The sequence below is a fragment of the Acinetobacter sp. YH12023 genome, from assembly GCF_013420135.1.
GTDB classification, from domain to species: domain Bacteria; phylum Pseudomonadota; class Gammaproteobacteria; order Pseudomonadales; family Moraxellaceae; genus Acinetobacter; species Acinetobacter amyesii.
On the sequence record NZ_VOYU01000002.1, the window covers coordinates 120,244 to 137,048 of the forward strand.

Annotated in this window: 16 protein-coding genes; 9 read left to right on the forward strand and 7 right to left on the reverse strand. The window is 40.8% G+C overall.

Features of this window, described 5'->3' with window-relative positions; genetic code table 11:
- Positions 1 to 29 precede the first annotated feature (29 nt).
- The 6 genes from FTT92_RS02110 to FTT92_RS02135 all read right to left on the reverse strand — a co-directional run bounded on the left by FTT92_RS02110 (position 30) and on the right by FTT92_RS02135 (position 5,742).
- Positions 30 to 1,091: a sulfate/molybdate ABC transporter ATP-binding protein gene (locus FTT92_RS02110; RefSeq protein ID WP_180171305.1), complete on the reverse strand. Its 1,062-nt coding sequence runs from the start codon at positions 1,089 to 1,091 to the stop codon at positions 30 to 32.
- A gap of 11 nt (positions 1,092 to 1,102) precedes the next feature.
- On the reverse strand, positions 1,103 to 1,990 hold the full coding sequence (cysW, locus tag FTT92_RS02115) for a sulfate ABC transporter permease subunit CysW (RefSeq protein WP_078192018.1): 888 nt from the start codon (positions 1,988 to 1,990) through the stop codon (positions 1,103 to 1,105).
- On the reverse strand, positions 1,987 to 2,820 hold the full coding sequence (cysT, locus tag FTT92_RS02120; RefSeq protein ID WP_180007627.1) for a sulfate ABC transporter permease subunit CysT: 834 nt from the start codon (positions 2,818 to 2,820) through the stop codon (positions 1,987 to 1,989). Before cysT ends, cysW begins: the two co-directional genes overlap by 4 nt.
- An 85-nt stretch (positions 2,821 to 2,905) precedes the next feature.
- Positions 2,906 to 3,511 carry an alpha/beta hydrolase gene (locus FTT92_RS02125; protein WP_180171306.1) on the reverse strand — a complete coding sequence of 202 codons (606 nt, stop codon included), beginning with the start codon at positions 3,509 to 3,511 and terminating at the stop codon, positions 2,906 to 2,908.
- A 33-nt stretch (positions 3,512 to 3,544) separates the two neighbouring features.
- The gene (locus FTT92_RS02130) at positions 3,545 to 4,558 is read right to left on the reverse strand and encodes a sulfate ABC transporter substrate-binding protein (RefSeq protein ID WP_078192016.1); all 1,014 of its coding nucleotides are present in this window, start codon (positions 4,556 to 4,558) and stop codon (positions 3,545 to 3,547) included.
- Between the two features lie 176 nt (positions 4,559 to 4,734).
- Positions 4,735 to 5,742: a sulfate ABC transporter substrate-binding protein gene (locus FTT92_RS02135; protein WP_180171307.1), complete on the reverse strand. Its 1,008-nt coding sequence runs from the start codon at positions 5,740 to 5,742 to the stop codon at positions 4,735 to 4,737.
- A gap of 161 nt (positions 5,743 to 5,903) precedes the next feature.
- Between FTT92_RS02135 and pabC the strand changes: the two genes are divergently transcribed.
- The 6 genes from pabC to FTT92_RS02165 all read left to right on the forward strand — a co-directional run bounded on the left by pabC (position 5,904) and on the right by FTT92_RS02165 (position 10,913).
- Positions 5,904 to 6,713, forward strand: coding sequence for an aminodeoxychorismate lyase (pabC, locus tag FTT92_RS02140; RefSeq protein WP_180171308.1), 810 nt, complete (start codon positions 5,904 to 5,906; stop codon positions 6,711 to 6,713).
- Between the two features lies 1 nt (position 6,714).
- On the forward strand, positions 6,715 to 7,767 hold the full coding sequence (mltG, locus tag FTT92_RS02145; protein WP_180171309.1) for an endolytic transglycosylase MltG: 1,053 nt from the start codon (positions 6,715 to 6,717) through the stop codon (positions 7,765 to 7,767).
- Between the two features lie 9 nt (positions 7,768 to 7,776).
- A complete protein-coding gene (gene tmk / locus FTT92_RS02150) occupies positions 7,777 to 8,382 on the forward strand; it encodes a dTMP kinase (RefSeq protein WP_180171310.1) in 606 nt (201 codons plus the stop codon).
- A 69-nt stretch (positions 8,383 to 8,451) separates the two neighbouring features.
- Positions 8,452 to 8,871: a PaaI family thioesterase gene (locus tag FTT92_RS02155; RefSeq protein WP_180171311.1), complete on the forward strand. Its 420-nt coding sequence runs from the start codon at positions 8,452 to 8,454 to the stop codon at positions 8,869 to 8,871.
- Positions 8,872 to 9,066: 195 nt separating this feature from the next.
- The gene (locus FTT92_RS02160) at positions 9,067 to 10,035 is read left to right on the forward strand and encodes a hypothetical protein (RefSeq protein WP_180171312.1); all 969 of its coding nucleotides are present in this window, start codon (positions 9,067 to 9,069) and stop codon (positions 10,033 to 10,035) included.
- Between the two features lie 11 nt (positions 10,036 to 10,046).
- Positions 10,047 to 10,913: a histone deacetylase gene (locus tag FTT92_RS02165; protein WP_180171313.1), complete on the forward strand. Its 867-nt coding sequence runs from the start codon at positions 10,047 to 10,049 to the stop codon at positions 10,911 to 10,913.
- A 51-nt stretch (positions 10,914 to 10,964) separates the two neighbouring features.
- Here FTT92_RS02165 and nadB read toward each other — a convergent pair whose 3' ends face one another.
- On the reverse strand, positions 10,965 to 12,611 hold the full coding sequence (nadB, locus tag FTT92_RS02170; protein WP_180132883.1) for an L-aspartate oxidase: 1,647 nt from the start codon (positions 12,609 to 12,611) through the stop codon (positions 10,965 to 10,967).
- A 229-nt stretch (positions 12,612 to 12,840) separates the two neighbouring features.
- On the opposite strand from nadB, the gene FTT92_RS02175 reads away from it, so the two are divergent.
- The 3 genes from FTT92_RS02175 to lepA all read left to right on the forward strand — a co-directional run bounded on the left by FTT92_RS02175 (position 12,841) and on the right by lepA (position 16,805).
- Entirely contained in the window at positions 12,841 to 14,223 is a 1,383-nt protein-coding gene (locus FTT92_RS02175) for a Do family serine endopeptidase (protein ID WP_111883975.1), read from the forward strand.
- 119 nt (positions 14,224 to 14,342) lie between these two features.
- Positions 14,343 to 14,792, forward strand: coding sequence for a thioesterase family protein (locus FTT92_RS02180; RefSeq protein WP_180034352.1), 450 nt, complete (start codon positions 14,343 to 14,345; stop codon positions 14,790 to 14,792).
- 195 nt (positions 14,793 to 14,987) lie between these two features.
- Entirely contained in the window at positions 14,988 to 16,805 is a 1,818-nt protein-coding gene (gene lepA / locus FTT92_RS02185; protein ID WP_111883977.1) for a translation elongation factor 4, read from the forward strand.

Here is a 16,805-nt window from a genome sequence, read left to right on the forward strand (position 1 = left end):
GGGGCTTGTGAAGGCCCCAACTTATTGTTTTATGCAACTTGGTTTTCAAATAAATGCAAGTTAGTTGCACTTAACCATACCGTTTGATTTGGGCGGAATTGATGCGCTTTCGCTTCATCAGCCGTTAATGAAATTTCGATCAGATTGCCTTGGCGGTCATGCAGTTCAGCAATGACTTTACCTGCAATCCAAAGCTCACGTACAAAAATCGCTTGGATGGCATTTTCTTGCGGCTGTGCATGAATACGCAGTTCATCCGGACGAGCAAAGGCAATGACATTGCCTTGCGGTGCATTGGCATTTTGTGGCAACAAAATTCGGTCTTCACCAATTTGAAAAAGGCCATTGCTATTTTGACCTTCAAAACGGTTGGCTTGACCTAAAAAGTCAAATACAAACGGTGTTGCAGGTTTTTCATAAACTTCACGTGGCGAGCCTATCTGTTCTACGTTGCCTTTATTCATCACAATGATTTGATCGGCCACTTCAAGCGCTTCTTCTTGGTCATGGGTCACGAAAATAGAGGTGATGTGGAGTTCGTCATGCAAGGTACGTAACCAGCGGCGTAATTCTTTACGAACTTTGGCATCCAATGCACCAAAAGGTTCATCCAGTAATAACACACGCGGTTCAACCGCTAAAGCACGCGCTAAGGCAATACGTTGACGTTGACCACCTGAAAGCTGAGCTGGGTAACGGTCAGCCAAGAAACCAAGCTGAACAAGATCAAGCAAACGAGTAACCCGTTTTTTGATTTCAGCTTCAGATGGGCGTATTGCACGTGGGCGTACGCGTAAACCAAAAGCAATGTTGTCAAATACGGTCATATGGCGGAACAGTGCATAATGCTGGAATACAAAACCAACTTCACGTTCACGGACGTGAACTTTAGTGGCATCTTCACCTTCTAAAATCACTTGACCGCCATCGGCAGATTCAAGACCTGCAATGATACGTAGCAGAGTAGTTTTACCACAGCCTGATGGGCCAAGCAGCGCAACGAGCTGACCATCAGGAAAATCTAAAGAGATATTTTTAAGTGCATGGAATGCACCAAAGTGTTTTTCAATATTTTTTACTTGAATACTCATGAGGTCATTCCTTAAGAAACTTGTGAATCTTCTTTACGCTTGTCTTGTCGTTCCTGACGTAGTTCAACCCATGTTTTTAAAATCAGGGTCACAATCGCCAAGAGCGCTAATAGTGAAGACACAGCAAAAGCAGCACTAAAGGTATATTCGTTATAAAGGATTTCTACGTGTAGCGGTAAGGTGTTGGTTTCGCCGCGAATGTGACCTGAAACCACTGAAACTGCACCAAACTCACCCATTGCACGTGCATTACAGAGAATCACGCCGTAGATTAAGCCCCATTTGATATTTGGAAGTGTCACTTTCCAGAATGTCTGCCAGCCTGAAGCACCCAAGACGATTGCCGCTTCTTCTTCCTCAGTCCCTTGAGCTTCCATTAATGGAATCAACTCACGTGCCACAAAAGGAACGGTAATAAACACAGTAGCAAGGACAATGGCTGGAACGGCATATAAAATTTTGATGTCGTTATCCATCAGCCAGCCGCCTAACCAACCTTGAGTACCAAAAATCAGTACCAACATTAAGCCTGCAATGACTGGAGAGACTGAAAATGGCATATCAATAATCGTGGTTAAAATAGATTTACCACGGAAATTAAACTTGGCAACAGACCATGCCGCAGCTACACCAAAAACGACGTTTAACGGTACGGCAATCACAGCTGTCAGTAACGTAAGTTTTACTGCTGATAATGTATCTGGATGTACCAGTGCTTGGAAGTAAACGCCAACACCTTGTTTAAAGGCTTCAACGAAAACCAAAACCAATGGCAGAATCAGGCAGCTTAAGAAGAAAATTAAAGCAATGATGATCAGGGTATAACGAACCCATGTCGGTTCACGCGTTGCATCACGCGACTGTAATTTTTCCGCAAGCGCATTACTGTTCGTATTCATCGTGCAGTTCTCCCTGTACGGCGACTTGCCCATGCTTGAACCAAGTTAATTAAGAATAAAATGGCAAAAGAAATCACCAGCATCACAACAGCAATCGTGGTCGCACCTGCATAATCATATTCTTCAAGGCGAGAGATAATCATCAATGGGGCAATTTCAGTCTTGAAGGGTTGGTTACCTGCGATAAAAATCACCGATCCATATTCACCCACACCACGAGCAAAGGCCAAAGCAAAACCTGTTAACAGCGCAGGAAATAGAATAGGTAAGATCACTTTGGTCACAATCTGAAAGCGATTTGCACCCAGTGCAGAAGCTGCTTCTTCAAGTTCAGTTTCTAGGTCGCTCAGTACAGGCTGTACAGTACGAACCACAAAAGGAATACCAATAAAGATGAGAGCCAAGGTAATACCGATCGGGGTATATGCGACTTTAATGCCAATGGGTTCAAGGTACTGACCGATCCAACCAGTCGGTGCATATAACGAAGTCAGTGCAATACCAGCAACGGCAGTTGGCAATGCAAAAGGTAAATCAACCAATGCATCGATAATACGTTTACCCGGGAAGGTATAACGAACCAAACACCATGCTAAGAGCAAACCAAAAACCACATTGACTAACGCAGCAATAATGGCGGCACTAAAACTCAGTTGTAACGATTTTAAAATACGTTCTGAGCTTAAAATTTCCCATAGTCCATCCCAACCGATACCTAAAGATTTAATAAATACGGCCGAAAGGGGAATGAGCACAATTAAGGATAAATACGCTAGGGTAAAGCCTAGAGAAAGACCAAATCCTGGCAGCACTCGGGATCGCTGCGACATGATGACTCCTCAAAATGAGAAAAGCTGACTTAAAAGGTCAGCAAAATTGAATAAATGATTTTGCGACAAGCTTAATGCTCAGTACTTAAAAAGCAAATTGAAATAAATACTTGTTTTCATCAGTAAAGCTGATATGTTTCATGTGGTTTTCTGAAATTAAGTAATTGAAAATTTCAGGAAACGGCCCAAAACCTGATGCAACATTAATGTGTCCTACAGCGCCCATATTCACAGGGTAGAGCTTCCAAGCACCTGCAAGTTGTTTTGCATCTTCAAAGCCAAGCCAAGGATCATTTTCACTAATCAACATCGTTGTCGGCACACGAATACTCAGCTGATGAAAAAATGCTTTGTAATCCGTTGTACTGTCGCGTGCAAAGCCTTTTTCTCCAAAGCGTGCTGGATTGGCTGGCGCAACCAAAACTAAATTTTTGATTTTTTTATTGAGTTCTGGATACAAGGCCAATGCTGCCACCGTGGTTAAACAACCAAAGCTATGCGCCACAATTTGAATTTCACCCTGTAAAGGTCGTACGGTTTTAACGAATTGTTTAATCCAGTCCTTGAGTACAGGATGATTCCAGTCTTTTTGCTGAACACGAGAGCTAGACATGAGCTGACGTTGTAACCAAGATTGCCAATGTGCGTGTTCACTACCGCCTACACCCGGGACAATTACTGTATGTGTCATGTCAAGTTCTCCTGATTCAGTCAATGAATGGTCTTATTTTCCATTGTTGGCTTTGACGATTTGGTCAAACACGCCGCCATTTTCAAAGTGTGCTTTTTGGACTTTATCCCAACCACCAAATTCTTTATCAATGGTTACGAGTTTAAGTGGCTTAAAGACTGATGCGTATTGTGCAAGCGTTGTAGCGTTACGTGGACGGTAAAAGTTCTGAGCTGCGATTTGCTGACCACGTGGTGAATAAAGGAAGTTTAAATAACCTTTGGCTAAATAAAGATTGCCTTTTTTCTCTGCATTTTTTTCTAAAACAGCAACAGGTGGCTCAGCTAAAATTGAAAGTGAAGGGGTCACAATTTCAAATTTACCCGGTTGTTCACGAATCGCTAAATGTGCTTCATTTTCCCAAGCCAGTAATACATCACCAATGCCACGTTCAGCAAAGGTCGTAGTCGAACCACGTGCGCCTGAATCGAGTACTTTGGTGTTTTTATAAATCTTACGGACAAATTCTTGAGCTGTTGTATCATTACCACCCGCTTGATGTTTTGCCCAAGCCCACGCAGCTAAATAGTTCCAACGTGCACCGCCTGAGGTTTTCGGGTTTGGGGTGATAATACCCACGCCTGGTTTAACTAGATCGCCCCAATCTTTAACTGCTTTGGGGTTGCCTTTACGGACTAAGAATACAATCGTTGAGGTATATGGCGTTGAGTTTTGCGGAAGTTTCTTTTGCCAATCTGCAGGTAAAAGTTTGGCTTTTTCTGCAATCACATCAATATCTGCTGCGAGAGCTAAAGTCACCACATCGGCATCTAAGCCATCAATGACGGCACGCGCTTGTTTGCCTGAACCACCATGAGATTGTTTAAAATTAATTTTTTGACCTGTACGGCTTTCCCAATATTTGCTGAAGTCTTTATTCACACTTTCATAGAGTTCACGCGTTGGGTCGTAAGATACGTTTAAGAAGTCTTTTGCAGCTGCGCCAAAAGAAACCGTCGAAATGACTGCAGCAAGAACACCCAATTTTAATTTTGCGGAAATACTCATGTGAACCTCAATAATTTTTACTTTATCTGTAACATGGGTGAAGAATAGCGCCAATCTTTATGCATAAAAAATAATTAAAAACGAATTTTATATGAATAAAAAAGATAACAGACGTAGCTACGAAAAAAAAGCATCGACCTTATGCGAAAGGACGATGCTTTTCGGTATTTAAAGCATTATTTGGAATTATTGGTCTTCACGATTTGGTCAAAGACGCCACCATTTTCAAAATGCTTTTTCTGCACTTTGCTCCAACCGCCAAACTCTTTATCAATAGTCACTAATTTTAAAGGTTTAAAGACGGATTTATATTTTGCTAGTACCGCAGCATTACGTGGACGATAAAAGTTCTGTGCAGCAATGGTTTGACCTGCAGGTGAGTACAGATAATTTAAATACGCTTTGGCTAAATTTTCATTGCCATCTTTCTTGGCATTTTTTTCTACAATCGCAACAGGCGGCTCGGCCAAGATAGAAAGTGAAGGGGTCACAATCTCAAACTTACCTGGCTGTTCACGAACTGCCAAATGTGCTTCATTTTCCCAAGCCAGCAATACATCACCAATACCACGTTCAGCGAATGTAGTTGTTGCACCACGTGCGCCTGAGTCGAGAACTTTGGTTTGCTTATAAATTTGACGGACAAATTCTTGGGCTTTTGTATCATTACCACCTGCTTGATGTTTGGCCCAAGCCCACGCTGCTAGATAGTTCCAACGCGCACCGCCCGATGTTTTTGGGTTCGGGGTAATAATGTCGACACCCGGTTTAATTAAATCGCCCCAGTCTTTGATGCCTTTCGGGTTGCCTTTATGTACTAAGAACACAGTGGTTGACGTATACGGCGTTGAATTTTGTGGGAATTTCTTTTGCCAGTCTTTTGCAACTAAACCACGTGCAGCAATTTCATCAATATCTGCAGCCAAGGCCAAAGTGACGACATCGGCATCTAGACCATCAATAACAGCACGAGCCTGTTTACCTGATCCACTATGAGATTGTTTAAAGTTAATGTCTTGGCCTGTGGTTTTTTTCCAGTAAACACTAAAGTCTTTATTGAAGTTGTCATACAATTCACGGGTTGGATCATATGACACATTTAAGAAATCTTTGGCAGATGCACTGAATGCTGTGGCAGAAATGAATGCAGCCAAAACCCCAAGTTTTAATTTCGATAGATTCATGTTGTCCTCAATTTTTATACATGTTTTGTTGGATGAGGCAAGAATATCTGTAGTTTTAATGCAGAAAAAATAATTAAAAAAGAATTTAATATGAACAAAAAAGAAATATATGCTGAGCGATTATTTTTTAAAATAAAGTGATGTAATTGGGATGACGACGTATGCAGTGTTTTAAAAATGCGCAGCAAATAGAACAAGTTAATTTACTGGATCGCGCCTTTCACTATGGCGATGGCTGTTTTAGCACGGCACGTATTCGCCAAGGACAAATAGAACTTTTAGCTTTGCATATTGCACGATTAAAACTGAGCAATGAGCGATTAAAGCTAAATGCAGATTTAAACCTTATTGAAGACACTTTAAAATTGTTACGTAAACAAGAGGTCGTCAATGGCACTTTAAAAATTGTGTTGAGTCGTGGTATTGGTCAGCGTGGCTATAGTTTACCTGAGCACCCAGCAGATGTTTGGGTGTTTTATTACCCCAAAACCGTTGCAGATTTTGAGTACGAAACTGTCGAAAGTGGTGTATTACATCAAGCTATTGGGTTAACCATGCCAAGTTTGGTGGGCTTAAAGTCCTTAAATCGATTAGAACAAGTCATGCTCAAAGCAGAGTTGGATCAAACCCCATGGGGCGAAGCTTTAGTGACGGATGTGCAAGGTACAGTTGTCGAAGGTGTGAGCAGTAATTGTTTTATTCGCACAAATGAAGGATGGATTACGCCCGAACTTCGTTATAATGGCGTACATGGTGTCATGCGTGCAGAAATTTTAAAACGGATGCAGCAGCTTCAGATTCCATGTACTCAACGTCACGTCAATATGGATGAAATTACGCATTTTCAGAGTGTTTTTTTCTGTAATGCCTTAAGTCCCATGAAAATTGCATCAACTCTGAATGGAGTTGAGTTAGATGTTCAAGCTTGTATTGAACTTTTCCGAACACTTCAATTAAGTCAGATTCGTTAATATGTCCACCGTGTCTAAAAAAACAAATAAGAAAAAATCTGCCAAAGCAGGTTTTCCATTTAAAGCATGTTTGGTTGTGCTACTTGGTATCGTTGTACTTGTGGCGATCTTACTGTGGTCGAGTTTGTTTAAAGCCTATCCTGTGGAAGGCAAAAAGCAAATGTTGGCGATTGGTGCAGGGGATACCTATTCAGGATTTATTGACAGACTAGCCAAAGAGAAACAAGTTAATTTTCCTATTATTTTGAAGTTGTACCAAAAGTTCATGATCAATGACACCTTAAAAGCAGGTGTGTATGAAATCCATGAAGGCATGAGTGTGCGAGAAGTTATGGAGTTGATTTCTAATTCTGAAAATGCGCAAATGAATCGAATTCTAGTGATCGAAGGGACGACATTTAAGCAACTCATTGATACTTTAAAAAATGACCCATTGGTAACGCATGACATCAGTCATTTACCGTATGCAGAAATCTTAAAAGAGCTCGGCATTCCGTATTCACACCCTGAAGGATTATTTGCACCGAATACGTATTTCTTTGCAAAAGGCGAGTCTGATCGAAAAATTTTGAAGGATTTATATAACCGACAAATCAAAGCCTTAGATCAGGCTTGGACTAATCGAGCTCAAAATTTACCGTACAAAGATAAATATGAAGCCTTAATTATGGCGTCGATTATTGAAAAAGAAACCAGTATTGATAGTGAGCTTGAACAAGTGTCTGGTGTATTTGTGCGTCGTCTCAAACAAGGGATGCGTTTGCAAACAGATCCAACTGTGATTTATGGCATGGGCGATAAATACCAAGGCAATATCACTCGCCAAGATTTACGTACACCTACAGCATATAATACTTATACGATCAATGGCTTACCGCCTACACCGATTGCTTTGCCGAGTCAAAAAGCAATTGAAGCCGCGATGCATCCTGATTCATCTAACAATGTATATTTTGTTGCAACAGGAAATGGCGGCCATAAATTTAGTAGTAATTTGCAAGACCATAACCGCGCGGTACAAGAATATTTATCTGTAATTCGTGCGAAAAACTAAGGAGTGAGCATGTTTATTAGCTTTGAAGGTACGGAAGGTGTGGGTAAAACTACACTCATTCGTAAATTACATGATCATTTCCAAAATTTGGGTAAAAATGTTGTACTTACACGTGAGCCGGGTGGTACACCTATGGCTGAACAAATTCGTGCATTACTTTTGGCCGTCAATTATGATGAAGCAATGAGTGATGATACAGAGTTGTTACTTATGTATGCTGCACGCGCACAGCATTTGGCGCGCGTGATTTTACCTGCATTGGCAGAAGGTAAAATCGTTTTATGTGATCGTTTTGCTGATTCGAGTTTTGCTTATCAATGTGCAGGACGTGGTTTAGATCGTGACAAGCTCAATGTCTTAAATGCAAGTTTTGTTGCGCGTATACCGGATATTACTTTTTGGCTTGATGCACCGATTGAAACAGGAATGTTAAGAGCAAGAGAGCGTGGTGCTTTAGACCGTTTTGAACAAGAGAAAGCAACGTTCTTTGAGAAAGTGCGTTCAGGTTTTGCTGAAATCCATGAAAATGAGCCTGCACGCATGAAGCGCCTTGATGCGACGCAAACACCTGAACAGGTTTTTCAACAGGCATTATTGCATTTGCAGCAGATCTAAAATGCCATAGTAATCTTTAGGTATTTGATTTAAAAATCATTCATAGCATAAGTTATGGATGATTTTTTTATGCCGCATCGAAAGCAGGCGATTATTGATTTTTTACAACGTGAATTTGCCCCAAGTTTAAAAAACTGCACGATTAAAGAAGTTGGACAGCAAACCGCGACCTTAATTTGGCATGTCACAGAACAAGATCTAAGACCGGGCAATACGATTTCTGGCCCAACCATGATGACTTTGGCGGACTTTGCATTGTATGTGGCAATACTTGCAGAGATTGGAATTGTCGGACTTGCAGTCACCACAAGTATGAATATTAACTTTTTAAGGAAGCCTGAGGCGAATAAAGATTTGCGGGGAGAATGTCGATTACTTAAAGTCGGTAAAAGCATCATTTATGGTGAGGTATTGGTTTATTCAGAGGGTGTTGAAGAGCCTGTGGCTCATATTACCGGTAGCTATTCGATTCCTCCGCAGCGATATTGAACTGAAAATATGCAGTTGATCAATTAGATTGGATTAAAATGCAGCAGTCTGTCTAAATAAATTGTGCATTGGTTGGTGAATTTTCTGCGTAGTGTATTTTTATTTGCATAATTTCAATAGCTTAGTAAAAATCAATTAACTCATAAGTGTTATTTTAAATCTATAATTGAATCACAGATTTGATTGGTTAAATACATGACTGCTACTGCACATGAAGTTGTTCGGCTCTTTCAGGAGCATGCATATCCTTTGTCAGAAAAATTGACAGAAATGCTGAATGAGCATTACTCACATCAAACAGAACGACGTGGCTGTGGATATACTCAAGCCACACGTGTATTAGCTGAATATATTAATTTGCCGCGTGCATCACATGAATTTCAAGATCTCAAACTCTTTGATCAATATGACACGCATGGTTTACGCAAAATTTTAGATCAAAGTCGTGCTTATCATTTAGATTTGTCTAGTTGGCGTCATCTAGATTTAAATCAAAATTTAAATCAAAATATTCAGCAATTGAAACAATCCCCAGACTTTTACGAGGTTTTACAGAAAGAATTGCATTTTCAAAAAAGTTTGCGTCAAATCCAGCAACATGCAAATTTGGAAGAAAGTCAGCTTATTTGTTCCTTGATTGAAGATGTGATTTTGCCAAAATCCTCGATTGAAAACCAAATTGTTGAAGTGCAAGCACTGGTTGATAAGCCAAAAGTTGGCTCATGTCCAATGGCTGAAAATTTCTTTTTGAAAATTGCACATCGACGTGTATTACGTAGCGGTGAAATTAATATTTTTGTAGATGAATACGGTCAGCCCTTATTTATGGAAAAGTTAAATATGGGGGATAACCATTCTTGTATCAGCTTGAAACCTGTACTCATGAATGGTGTTCGTATTCCAGCGGGTTCACTTTTTTCCGTGAGTTATGATGCTGAACAATTAGTTGAAAAACGACAAAATCGTGAGTTTAAAGGTTTTGTGATTCCTTATCAGGCCATTTCTGGTTGGTGGTTTTTACGCTTAACGACTTTGGCTGTGTCGCCACAAAATCGAAAACGTGCATTCAGTACGCATTTTCAGCAGCAAGTGGATAATGGTCTGTATAGTCCAGGTACGACTGAGCTTCAGCAATTAATAGATGTGGCAATAGCGCAACTTTGAGTGTTTCCATCATGTTAGATGTATGCTTTTCGCCAAAATATTTTGCTCATACCCATACCAATAGTATGGAAAAATTATTAGCAGTTGGAACAGCTTTAGAACAATGGCAGAACATCCGAATACACGAACCTGAGTGTATTGACGCTGAAATTTTAAGCCAAGTGCATGATCCTGCTTATGTGGACGCATTTATGACAGGGCAGCCCACTAAGCTTGCGACCTTTTCAGGTTTTAAGCCTTGGAATACTCAGCTTCGAGATGCAGTGCTGAGAATAAATGCAGGACAGTTGATGGCAGCAGAAATGGCTTTGCAAAAAGGCATTGCAGCAAATGTTGCACAGGGTTTTCATCATGCAGTGTATGAATATGGCGGATCATTTTGCACATTCAATGGTTTGGCTTTGGTGGCACAGCAGAATCCGAATAAAAAAATCTTTGTACTCGATTGCGATCAACATGGGGGGAATGGTACAGCTGAGTTTACTAGACGCTTAGAGAACCTTTTTAACTTTAGTATTTATGGGCTACGTTTTGGTTGTCCTACTTATGAACGTTCTTTAACTCGGCATGTGCATAAAGATCGTGGAAATTTTGCACAATATACCTTGGCTATACATGAGGGAATACAGCATGCCAAAGCATGGGGTGCAGATTTAATCATTTATCAAGCAGGAATGGATTGTCATCAAGCTGACCCATTTGGCTCATCATGGTTTAGTACCGCTTTGATACAGAAACGCGAAGAAATGGTCTTTAAATTGGCTAAACGTGCAGATATTCCGCTGATGTTTGTATTGGCTGGGGGCTATCAAAACATGAATGATCTTGTAAATCTGCACTTAGAAACTTTCAAAGCTGCGCTACGTATTTATGGATAGTAAAATCGAAAAAAGCCGACTTCATGTGCGGCTTTTTTTGATTTAAAAGTTTTAAGAGACTAACTCAGTATTAACTACAGGGCAATCAACCGTGAAATCGGGTGGACTTAACACCGTTTTACGTAGTTCGTCTGCTTGTTCAGGATAGTCTAAAGTGAAATGCAGACCACGAGACTCTTTACGTTCCATTGCACAGCGCACAATCATTTCTGATACCAATACTAAGTTACGGAGTTCAATCAGATTTTTACTGACTTGGTAATCTTGGTAATACTCGGTGATTTCACGCTTAAGCATTTCAATGCGGTGTAGGGCACGTTGGAGGCGCTTGGTCGTTCTGACAATGCCCACGTAGTTCCACATGGTTTGGCGAAGCTCGTCCCAATTTTGCAAAATCACTACATCTTCATCAGGGTTAGTCACTTGCGAGTCATCCCATTCTGGGACATGAGGTGCCTGATAAGTCCCTTGATGCTGTGCTGTGATATGTGCTGAAGCACTCATGCCATAAACGAAACATTCCAGTAAGGAGTTACTCGCCATACGGTTTGCACCATGTAGGCCGGTATAAGAGGTTTCCCCAATGGCATATAGGCCTGGAATATCGGTCTGACTGTTTTCATCGACCACAACGCCACCACAGGTGTAGTGTGCTGCCGGAACCACCGGAATCATTTCTTTGGTAATATCAATACCGAGTTCCATTAAGCGTGCATACAATGTTGGAAAATGTTCTTTGACAAATTCTGCAGGTTTATGGGTGATATCAAGCCAAACATGACGGATTCCTAGACGTTTGATTTCATAATCAATAGCGCGCGCTACGATATCGCGTGGTGCTAATTCGGCACGCTCATCAAAGCGCAGCATAAAGCGTTCACCATCTGGAAGACGTAAATAGGCACCTTCGCCACGCATCGCTTCGGTAATTAAGAAAGAGCGAGCTTGAGGATGATATAAACAGGTTGGATGGAATTGGTTAAACTCCATATTGGCAACACGGCAGCCTGCACGATACGCCATGGCAATACCATCACCCGTCGCAATGTCGGGATTTGATGTATATAAATATGCCTTCATGGCACCACCACAGGCAAGGGCAGTGAAGGGTGCTAAAAAGGTATGTACTTTTTCGGTTTTTTCATCTAAAGCATACAGACCGAGAGCACGGTTTTCAGTTTCAGGATTTAATTTTTGTGCGGTGATTAAATCGATTGCAATAAAATTTTCAAAAATATGAATATTGGCTTTTTCTTGCGCACGTTCAACCAATGTTGTGGAAATAGCACGACCTGTGGCATCTGCTGCATGGATAATCCGCCGGTGAGAGTGACCACCTTCACGTGTCAGATGTAACTGTTCTTGTTCGTCTAAAGTAAATTGCACACCCTGATTCAGTAGAAAATCGACAGAAGATTTACCACCTTCAACGGTTTGTTTTACCGCCGCCATTTCACATAAATGCGCACCGGCAATCATGGTGTCATTGATATGCTGTTCAATAGAATCTGTTTTATCGAGGACGGCAGCAACACCACCTTGGGCATAATATGTACTGGCATCCGTCAGCGTCGATTTAGCTAAAACAGCAATATTAAAATGATCTGGTAGCGATAGGGCTAAACTTAGGCCTGCACCGCCACTTCCCACAATAATTACATCAAATTGATGTATCGTGTTTAAATTAGACATGTCCATCAGCTAATTTTAAAAAATGTCCGATCATCACAACTGTTTTTTCTTATAAACGCAATGACTATAAATTAACTAAATAATGAAAAATATTCATAGATCTGTAATATTTAAGGAATGTTTAAGATTGTTTATCATAAATAATCATCAAACATTTTATTACGAAGCTTAGACTTGCATTGTGATAAAAACTAACGTATTTCAAATGATAAGCACAATTGAGTGAATGCTAACAATGAATAAATCGTATTTACAAAAGGGACTCTATGCGGCTGTGTTTACGGTTGCTAGCGTGCAGACTCAGGCAGCGGGTCCTGTTGATTTTTCCAATTTGGTTGAACAAGTCAGCCCAGCTGTCGTAAGCGTGAATGTGGTTAAAAAGCTTAGTCAAGAAGAGCTTTTGCAGCAACAAGTCCCAGAAATATTACGACGCTTTTTCGGTAATCAGGTGGTTATTCCGCAGCAAAAAATGCCGCAAGAAAAGACCGGTTATGGAAGCGCATTCTTTATTAGTAAAGATGGTTATTTATTGACAAATCACCATGTGGTAGAAGATGCCTCGAAAGTCACCATCGTACTGAATGACCGCCGTGAAATTGATGCCACAGTTGTGGGTAGTGATGAGCGGACTGACGTGGCTTTGTTAAAGGTCAAAGGTTCAAATTTTCCTGAGCTACGCACAGGCAATGTTGACCGTTTACGTGTAGGTGAGCCAGTGTTGGCCATTGGTTCACCATTTGGCTTCGACTATTCAGCTTCGGCAGGAATCGTTAGTGCTAAAATGCGTAATATGATGGGAGAAACCTCGGTTCCATTCATTCAAACTGACGTGGCATTGAACCCGGGTAATTCTGGTGGTCCATTATTTAATCAGTCTGGTGAAGTGGTCGGGGTAAATTCTCGTATCTTTAGTGGTACAGGCGGTTATATGGGGTTATCGTTCTCGATTCCCATTGATGTTGCAATGGATGTTGCAGACCAATTAAAGAAAAACGGCAAGGTAACACGTGCTTATTTAGGCGTCATGCTACAAGATATCGATCGTAATCTTGCAGAGTCTTATAACCTTTCAAAACCAGAAGGCTCTTTGATTACTCAAGTTGCACCAAATTCACCAGCTGCAAAAGCTGGCTTTAAAGTGGGTGATGTCATTTTGAAATTTAATGGCACACCAATTTCACGTACAGGCGAACTGCTGAATTATCTTAATCGTACAGGTCCAAATCAAAGTATTCAGCTTGAAGTGCTGCGTGATGATAAACGCCAAAATATTTCAGCAACCTTGATCACAGCACCAGATGATACGCCTGCAAAAGCTGAAACGACATCTGTGAAAAAAGGTCCTGTGATTGGGGTGTCAATTCGCAACTTAAACGCAGATGAATTAAAACAACTGAGTCTAAAAGGCGGTGTCTTAATTCAAGATGTACGAGCTGGTGGTATTGCTTCACAAGCGAGAATTCAGCCGGGGGATGTTGTCACCCAAGTTAATAATAAAGTCGTAAACAATGCTGAAGATTTTGTGAAAGTTATTTCTGAGTTGAAAAATGGTAGCATTGCACGTGTTTCTTTGATTCGTCAGGGACAGCGTGCGATTGTGGGCATGCGTATTCAGTAATGATTTACTAAATGAAAACCACTCCAAGCGAGTGGTTTTTTAACTTTAGCGTTTTTGCAATTCACCCTTAGATAAAAATGGGTAGACTGTGGGCCACAATTTAAAATTTGCAGGACGCTATGAGCGATATCTTTGATTTAAAAATTACAGTTCAAGCTGAACATATCGACACATTAAATCATGTGAATAACGTGGTGTACGTCAGTTGGATGCAAGATGTCGCGACAGCACATATTGAAGCTTTGGGTTTAGGCTTAAAAGAATATATTGAATTGAAGCATGCCATGGTCGCTGTTGAGCATCATGTGCAATATCGTAAAGCAGCGCTCGAAGGTGAGGAGATTATTTTACGAACTTGGCTAAATGATATCAATGCATTGTATTCGTTTCGGCAGTACGTATTTTATCGCCCTAAAGACAAAGCGATATTATTTACAGGCAATACACAGTGGGCATGCATTGAAATTGCTACAGGCCGTCCAAAGCGCATGTCGCCAACATTTACCCAAGCTTATCAACCCATCGCAGATAGCATAAATCCGCTTGATTTTAGTACTTATGATTTCTGATTTTTAATTGAATCCTCATATTAAAGCGAAGACTAGTTAAGTTCTACACGCAGGATAAGTGCTTAGCATAAAAGCAATGCATTATTTTCGATACTTTGAAAAATCCATCTGCTATAATCCTCGGCAATTTCTATTCGGCTTTTGCTATGCATAAAGAATTGCATGTATAGCGCTTTTATTTTTCCAAGGTAGCCCATGGCGCAAGCTAAAAAATCTGTTGATATAAAAAACATTCGTAACTTCTCGATCATTGCGCATATCGACCATGGTAAGTCGACGCTTGCCGACCGATTTATTCAAACTTGTGGTGGCCTGCAAGATCGTGAAATGCAGGCACAGGTTCTAGATTCTATGGAATTAGAACGTGAGCGTGGTATTACGATTAAAGCTACGTCTGTGACTTTGTATTACACTCATCCTAACGGTGAAGAATACCAACTCAACTTCATTGACACACCTGGGCACGTTGACTTTTCTTATGAAGTTTCACGTTCATTGGCTGCGTGTGAAGGTGCACTGTTGGTTGTCGATGCTGCACAAGGTGTCGAAGCACAGTCTGTTGCTAACTGCTATACAGCAATTGAACAAGGTTTAGAAGTCCTACCTGTTTTAAATAAAATTGATTTGCCGCAAGCAGAGCCAGAGCGTGTTATTCAAGAAATTGAAGACATTATTGGCATCGAAGCGACTGAAGCACCGACGTGTTCAGCTAAAACCGGTCTAGGCATTGAAGGGGTGCTTGAAACACTAGTCAATGTCATTCCTGCACCCGAAGGCGATCGTAATGCACCATTACAAGCCTTAATAGTTGACTCTTGGTTCGACAACTATTTGGGCGTGGTTTCTTTAGTTCGTATTAAAGAAGGTCGTGTGCGTAAAGGCGATAAAATGTTGATGAAATCAACTGGTCAAACGCACATCATCACCTCAGTAGGTATTTTTAATCCGAAACATACAGAAACTGACATGCTCGAAGCAGGTGAAGTTGGTTTCGTGATCGCGGGTATTAAAGATATTTTTGGTGCTCCAGTTGGTGATACGATTACCTTGGCAACTACACCAGAAGTTGAAAGCTTACCGGGTTTCAAAAAAGTCAAACCACAGGTCTATGCAGGTTTATTCCCAATCGATTCAAGTGAATTTGAACCGTTCCGTGAGGCGCTGCACAAACTGCAAATTAATGACTCCGCATTATTCTTTGAACCTGAAAGTTCAGATGCACTTGGTTTTGGCTTCCGTTGTGGCTTCTTGGGTATGCTGCACATGGAAATTGTACAAGAACGTTTAGAACGTGAGTATGATCTGGACCTGATTTCTTCAGCACCAACCGTAATTTATGAAGCGGTGATGAAAAATGGTCAAACCATTTATATCGACAGTCCTTCTAAAATGCCGGATGGTTCAACAGTTGAAGACTTACGTGAGCCAATTGCTGAATGTCACATTTTAGTACCGCAAGAATACTTGGGTAATGTGATGACTTTATGTGTTGAACGTCGCGGCGTTCAAAAGAATATGAAGTTTATGGCGAACCAAGTGGCCATTACGTTTGAAATCCCAATGGCTGAAGTAGTGATGGATTTCTTTGATAAATTGAAATCATGTTCACGCGGTTTTGCATCGTTAGATTATAACTTTGTGCGTTTTGAGAGTTCATCTCTAGTTAAGGTGGATGTGTTAATCAACGGTGAAAAAGTTGATGCCTTGGCCATGATTTGCCACCGACAAGATGCTCGCCATCGTGGTATTGCACTTGTGGAAAAAATGAAAGATTTAATTCCACGTCAAATGTTCGATGTGGCTATTCAAGCAGCGATTGGTGCACAAATCATTGCACGTTCAACTGTAAAAGCGATGCGTAAAAACGTTTTGGCTAAATGTTATGGTGGTGACGTATCGCGTAAGAAGAAACTTCTTGCGAAACAAAAAGAAGGTAAGAAACGTATGAAACAAGTGGGCAGCGTCGAAATCCCACAAGAAGCGTTCCTTGCTGTATTGAAAGTAGAAAGATAA